Origin of the sequence: Nocardia farcinica (assembly GCF_029867845.1) — a bacterium.
GTDB classification, from domain to species: Bacteria; Actinomycetota; Actinomycetes; order Mycobacteriales; family Mycobacteriaceae; genus Nocardia; species Nocardia farcinica_A.
This window is the reverse complement of sequence record NZ_JARWRU010001150.1, coordinates 1-6346: the sequence shown is the minus strand read 5'-3', so window position 1 is coordinate 6346 and position 6346 is coordinate 1. Positions and strand designations below refer to the sequence as shown.

6 protein-coding genes are annotated in these 6346 nt (G+C 70.9%); 3 read left to right on the top strand and 3 right to left on the bottom strand.

The window, feature by feature from the left end; all coding sequences use genetic code 11:
* Both QH283_RS25560 and QH283_RS25555 read right to left on the bottom strand, forming a co-directional pair.
* The coding region (locus tag QH283_RS25560; protein WP_280505486.1) for an ABC transporter permease at positions 1–2041 on the bottom strand (2041 nt) is incomplete at its 3' end.
* Between the two features lie 37 nt (positions 2042–2078).
* Positions 2079–3326, bottom strand: a complete 1248-nt coding sequence (locus QH283_RS25555) for an ABC transporter substrate-binding protein (RefSeq protein WP_280505485.1) — start codon at positions 3324–3326, stop codon at positions 2079–2081.
* A 329-nt stretch (positions 3327–3655) separates the two neighbouring features.
* On the opposite strand from QH283_RS25555, the gene QH283_RS25550 reads away from it, so the two are divergent.
* Positions 3656–4432 carry an IclR family transcriptional regulator gene (locus QH283_RS25550; protein WP_280505484.1) on the top strand — a complete coding sequence of 259 codons (777 nt, stop codon included), beginning with the start codon at positions 3656–3658 and terminating at the stop codon, positions 4430–4432.
* Positions 4433–4462: 30 nt separating this feature from the next.
* Here QH283_RS25550 and QH283_RS25545 read toward each other — a convergent pair whose 3' ends face one another.
* Positions 4463–5056 carry a PadR family transcriptional regulator gene (locus QH283_RS25545; protein WP_280505487.1) on the bottom strand — a complete coding sequence of 198 codons (594 nt, stop codon included), beginning with the start codon at positions 5054–5056 and terminating at the stop codon, positions 4463–4465.
* Positions 5057–5220: 164 nt separating this feature from the next.
* Here QH283_RS25545 and QH283_RS25540 point away from each other — a divergent pair, with 164 nt between their 5' ends.
* Positions 5221–5568, top strand: coding sequence for a hypothetical protein (locus QH283_RS25540; protein WP_280505483.1), 348 nt, complete (start codon positions 5221–5223; stop codon positions 5566–5568).
* Entirely contained in the window at positions 5561–6256 is a 696-nt protein-coding gene (locus QH283_RS25535; RefSeq protein WP_280505482.1) for a Dabb family protein, read from the top strand. The genes QH283_RS25540 and QH283_RS25535 overlap by 8 nt, the downstream gene beginning before the upstream one ends.
* Positions 6257–6346: the final 90 nt, after the last annotated feature.

Here is a 6346-nt window from a genome sequence, read left to right as displayed (position 1 = left end):
GGACCGCGCCGTTGGTGACCCCGACATCCCGCACCGCGAGCAGGGGTTCGGCGTCCTCGCGCGGCGGGACGGCGGCCGGGACGACGGGTTCCGGGTCGGGGGCGGAGTCGGCGCGGCGGCGGGTCGGCCACGGGATGCGGGGCAGTTTGCTCGCGATGCCGTCGGGATTGGCCATGACGGTGACGATGAGCAGCACACCGCTGATGACCGCGTAGTAGTCGCCGAGGTGCAGGAACCGGTCGACCAGCAGGTACACGATGCCGCCGGGGGCCATGATCCCGGCCAGGATGCCGCCGGTGATGGAGGTGATGCCGGCGACGTAGACGACGGCGAACAAGGAGATGCCGAGGAAGACGGTGAACGGTTCGGGGGTGGCGATCGTCTGCTGGTAGCCGAGCAGGGCACCGCCGAGTCCGGCGACGAAGGCGCCGAGCGCGAAGGTGACGAGCTTGGTGCGGGCGACGTCGATGCCCGCGGCCGCTGCCGAGCGCTCGTTGGCGCGCACCGCGAGCATGTCGGTGCCGAGGCTGCTGCGGCGCAGCAGGGCCACGCCGAGGCCGACGACGACCAGCACGGCCAGACACAGCAGCGCGAAAGCCATGCGCGGATAGTTCTCGCCCGCGCCGATGCCGAGGTCGACGCCGAACAGGCGCGGGGTGTCGATGGGCGCGCCCTGCACTCCGCCGTTGAGGGAGGGATTGCGGAACCAGAAGGCCTCGACGAACACCGCGAGAGCGAGGGTGACCACGGTGAGCGGCAGGCCGCGCACCCGCAGCGCGGGCAGGCCGACCACCACACCGATCGCGGCGGCGAACAGCGCGGCCAGCACGGGCGCGAAGGGGAACGGGATGCCCAGGTGCTGGTTGATCACGCTGAGCGCGTAGGCGGAGACGCCGGCGAGGGTGAGCTGGGCCAGCGACACCTGGCCTGCGTAGCCGGTGACGATCACCTGCGAGAGTCCGAGGACGGCGAAGACGATGCTGCTGACGATCGCGGCGCGATAGCTTCCCGAGGTGACGGCCAGCGCGATGATCACGGCGGTGCACGCGAGCAGGGCCGGGGCGAGGATGTGGTCGGGGCGCGGGGCGCGGCCGAGGGTCCGCCGGATCACCGAGCCGCGGTCGGGCAGCGGGCGTCCCTTGACCACGAGAAAGCCCATGATCAGCAGCAGCGAGATCGCCTCGGCGGTGCCCGCTCTCGGCCACCAGTCGTAGAGGTTCTGCAGGTTGGTGGCCTCGGCCTGCAACGCGCCGATGACGATGCCCGCGGCCACGGTCAGCCAGATGGAGCCGAAGTTGCCGACCAGGGTGGCCGCAAGGGCGGGCACGATGAACAGCGAGTAGGCGACCGGGTTCAGCGCCACCAAGGGGGCGATGAGGATGCCGCCGAGGCCGGCCACCATCGACGACAGCCCCCAGTTGGCGAAGGCGATGCGGTCGGGCGACAGTCCGGTCAGGTAAGCGCCCTTCTCCGATTCGGCGGCCGCCTCGGTGGCCACGCCGAAGCGGGTGAACCGGAAGACCAGGACGGCCAGCGCGGCCAGCGCCACCACGGACACGGCCAGCCAGATCCGGTCGGCGGGCACGGTGCGCTCGCCGAGCGTGAAGGTGTCGAGCGCGAAGATCGGCTGCACCGAGACCAGCCCGGTGCCGACGCGCTGGGCGATGAGTGCCTGGATCACGATCATCAGGCCGATCGAGGCGACCGCTTTGGCGATCACCGAGGCCGCGCGCATGGGCCGGAACACCAGTGCGTAGCAGAGCAGGCCGAGCGCGGCGGCGACGACCAGGGAGATCGCCATGGCGGGGCCGACCCCGAGTGGACCGCCGAGATCGATGGTCTCGGGCAGTCCGGGGATCGGGACCATCAGTTCACCCTTGCGCAGCAAGGCGTAGGTGTAGGCGGCGTAGAGCGCGACGGCACCCGTCGCGAAGTTCACCACCCCTGAGCTCTTGAAGGTCATCACGAGCGCGAGCCCGAGCGCGGCGTACACGGCGCCGTTGCCGAGGCCGAGCACGAGAAAGGAAAGATGGTCTGTCATGGCTGATCTCCCTGGCCGGATTCGTTGCGGGCGTTGCCTATCCGGTGACCTGGAGGTTCACCGGCACGCCCTGCTCGTTGATCTCGCCGATCAGCATCTGGCGCGAGCAGATGGAGGCCATCATGGGCGCGGCGGTGCCGTCGCAGCTGAAGGTGATGCCGCCGCCCGCGGGCATCTCGACGTCCTTGGCGGTGCGCAGCGCCTCGCGGATGCTCGCCGCGTCGACCTCACCCTGGATGTTCTCGGTGGCCAGGGCCAGCGCCATGACGACCTGGTAGCCCGACGAGGCGGCGCCGGTGACGGTGGCCTCGGGGGCGTAGGTCTGCAGGACGGTGCGGTAGAGCACCGAGTCGGGGCGGTCGGACAGGTAATCGGTGGCCGTCAGGCCGACGCTGCCGGTGACCGCGTCCATGCCGATGGCGCCGATGACGTCGGGGTCGAGGCAGACGGGGATGAAGATCTTCTGCACGCCCGGGTCGGTGGTCTGGATCGCCTTGTAGACCGAGGCGCAGGTCGCGGCGTCGGCGATCACGCTGACGCCGTCCGGCTTCGGGGACAGCCCGGAGGCGACCAGCGGGGTGGGGTCGGGCACACCGAGCGGGATCGGCACGACCTTCAGCTCCACGCCTGCGCCCTGGAACAGCGGTGCGCCCATGGCCTCGACCATCGCGCCCATGCCGCCGCCGTCGCTGGCGAACACGGTGAAGCTCTTCATGCCCTTGTTCGCGGCCGCGGTGGCCATGGCGGTGATGGTGCCGGGCAGACCGGCGGACAGAGCGGCGGAGTCCGGTGAGGTCAGTTCCTGCGCCGAGACGCCGTTGAGGGTGATGTAGGGGATGCCCGCGCCCGCGACGATCGGCAGGATGGTGCCGCCCTGGGAGGTGCCGGGCGAGAGGACGGCCGACACCTTCTGCTCGACGAATTCGTTGGCGCACTTGGTGGCCGAGGTCGGCTCCTCCTGCTGCTTGCAGACGACCAGCTCGATCGGCCTGCCCGCGATGCCGCCGCCGTTGTTGTTGACGTACTCCACGGCCGCCTCGGCGCCTTCGCGCATCTCCGGCAGCGAGATCACCGCGCCGCCCTCGGTCGACACGAAACCGATGCGCACGGGCGCGCCGGTGGCCGGGTCGTCCGGGAGCGAGGTGGTGGCGGCGCCTGCCACCGCGCTGTTGTTGTCGGCCTCGTCCTCGCTCGCGCACCCCGTCGCCGCGAGTGCGGTACACAGTGCGGCGACGCCGAGCGCGGCGACCGCGCGCCGCTGACGACTCAGACCACCAAGTCTCATGATCCGGTTCTCCTCTCGATGGCGAGGGCGCAGCGGGTGGTCCCCGGCGACGGAAGTCCTCGCGTGATCCACATCACCGATCGATGTGGCGCACGGATTATGTGTTCGGGTGTGCCCCGGTCCCGTAGGTCAGTTCCCGGTCACCGGGACAAACGCGCACCCGGCGTGATGGGAGGACGCGCCGAAGCGCGGGGCAACCACCGGCGATTACCCGTGACCTGCTTCACAGATCGGCTGGCCTGTGGCATATTCCTAATAGAAATAGCCATGTCAGAGCGCTGCGGGTGGGAGGCGCTCGGACATCGGCGGTGTGACGAAGGAGTCAGCCCATGACAGTCGTGCAGGACACGCGACCCGACGAAGCCGGTGCCCCCAGCGCAATTCTCGACCGGCTCTCCCTGGTTCTGGACGCGTTCGACGGACGCGAGAGCCTCGGGCTCGCCGAGGTCGTCGCCAGGACCGGACTGCCCAGGTCCTCGGCCCACCGGATGCTCGACCGGCTGGTCCAGCTGCGCTGGCTGCGCCGCGACGGCCGCCGCTACAGCCTCGGCATCCGGCTGGTCGAACTCGGCTCACTGGCCGTGCACCAGAACCGCGTGCACGCCGCCGCCGCCGAGCATCTGCAGCAGCTGTACCGGACCACCGGCATGGTGGTGCACCTGGCCGAGCTCGACGGCGACGACATCGTCTACCTGGAGAAGATCGGGGGCAGGCTCGCCGCCCACGTCCCCACCCGGGTCGGCGGCAGGCTGCCCGCCGCCAGGTCCGCCCTCGGCCGGGCGCTGCTGGCCGCGAACGGACGCAACGCAGCCGGCGACGCCATGATCCGCGACCTCGGCTACGCCGTCGAACGCAACGGCGCGCTGCCCGGTTTCGGCTGTATCGCCGCCCCGATCGGCCCGCCCGGTGAGGCGACCACCGCGGTCTCCATCTGCGGACCGCTCAACCGCATGCCCGTCGACAGCAGGACCACCACGCCGGTCCAGCTGACCGCGCACGCCATCTGGCGCAGCATGAACTCCGGTGTCCGCGTCACCCCGACCCTGCAACGCCGCAACATCATGCGCTCGCTGCCGACCGCCCCCAGCGTGCTCGCCGAAGGCTGAGCCCGTCGCGCCGCCGCTGGCCCGCGACGGTCAGTCCTCCCCCACCGTGCGCCAGATTCCGGGATGCCGGGGCACCGGCAGGTCGTGCTCATCGCGCTCCGCCGACTCGCGGTAGCGCGCTGCCGCCTCGTCGATGTCTTCGAGCAACTGCTCGGCCAGCGCGATCTCGGCCTCGAAATAGCGCTGCGACCATCGCAGGCTCATCTGGGTGAAGGCCCAGCCCGGTTCCCGCTCGGAATGATCGGCATGCCTGGCGGCCCGGCGCGCCCGCTCACGCAGGTTCTCGATGTGCGTGTGCACGATCCGCTTCAGATGATCCGGGTCGTGCAGATGCCCCATCCACAGCCGGAGCATGACACCGTGCTTGAGCACCGGCATGTCGACCTCGGCGTCACGTGACCAGTTCCGCAGCGCGCGCAGCCCGACCTCGGTGATGCCGTACAGCCGCCGACCGCGCACGCCCTCGTCGGCGACCACCCGGGAACGCACCAGATCCAGCTCCTCGAGCTTCTTCAGCTCGGCGTACACCTGGCTCACCGACGGACTCCAGTAGAAGAAGCCGATGCTCCAGTCGGCCCACTTCTTCAGATCGTTGCCGGTCAGCTCCTCGCCGAAGGCGAGCATGCCCAGCACGGCCCAGCTGGTCGCGGGCAGGCCGGGATAGGAATCGTCGTCTGCGGCATTCACGTCGGCAGCCTACAAGGCGGGCGAACCCCCACGGCGGCAGCGAGTCCCGGCCACCGGGAAAGCACGCTTCCCGGCGCGGGAGCGGCGTCTACGTTCGATTCATGGACGAGCCCACCCTGTACATCATCGACCGAGTCGTGCTCAGACCCGGCACGGCGCGGGCGTTCCTCGACGCCTATCTCACCGGCTACGCGCCCGGCGCCCGCGACAGAGGGCTCGAACTGGAACGCGTCCTGGTGAGCCCGCCGGTGTGCGTCGAGGACGAGACCAACACGGTCACCGCCACCTGGACGGTGACCGGCACCGCGGGCTGGTGGGCCGCCGCGATCGCGGGCAGGCACGATCCCGCTCCCGCCAGGTGGTGGGAGTCGATGGCGCCGATGATCGTCGAACGATCCCGCTCGATGGCGGGCCGCGCCGAGGATCTGGAAGGACTGTGCGATGTATAAGGTGACCCGCCTGCTGCACCTGACCGACCCGGACAACGAGATGGCCGCCGCCATGACCGTCAAACGCGTGACCGCGGCGGCCGAGGCCACCGGCGCCCGGCACACGCTGGTCGCGCGGACCCTGCCCGGGGTGCGCAACGGCGGAGATGTGCTGGCGCATCTACAGTTCGACTCCGAGGCCGACTGGTCGCGGCATCGCGGCGTCCTCGACGAGGCCACCGGCGATTCGCCGATCGGCCACGTCGACGCGGTGGAGTACGACAGCGGACCCGCGAGCGGCGGACGCGCCGGGCGCAGGCGGCAGGCGGCGCCGTCACGCGTCTACCGCACACTGTTGCTGCGGGTGGACGACGCGGCCGACGCCGAACAGATCCGGCGCTTCGAGCACGCGACACTGCAGATGCCCGAGCACATCCGCACCATCGTGGCCTGGCAGCTGAGCACGGTGCGCCACGCCGAGGGCAGCGCGCGCTGGACCCACGTGTGGGAGCAGGAGTTCCCCGATGTGGACGGGCTGCTCGGCCCCTACATGCACCACCCGATCCATTGGGGGCACGTGGACCGCTGGTTCGACCCGGAATGCCCGGAGCGGATCGTCAAGGACCGGGTGTGCCACAGCTTCTGCGCCATCACGACCCCGGTCATCGACGCCACGCCCGGGCTCCGGCTCGCCGCGGGAAAGAACTGAGCCGACAGGGTGGGGGGGGGGGGGGGGGGGGGCGGCGCCCCCCCCGGCGGCGGGGGGGGGGGGGCGGCCCCCCCCCGGCGCCCCGGGGGG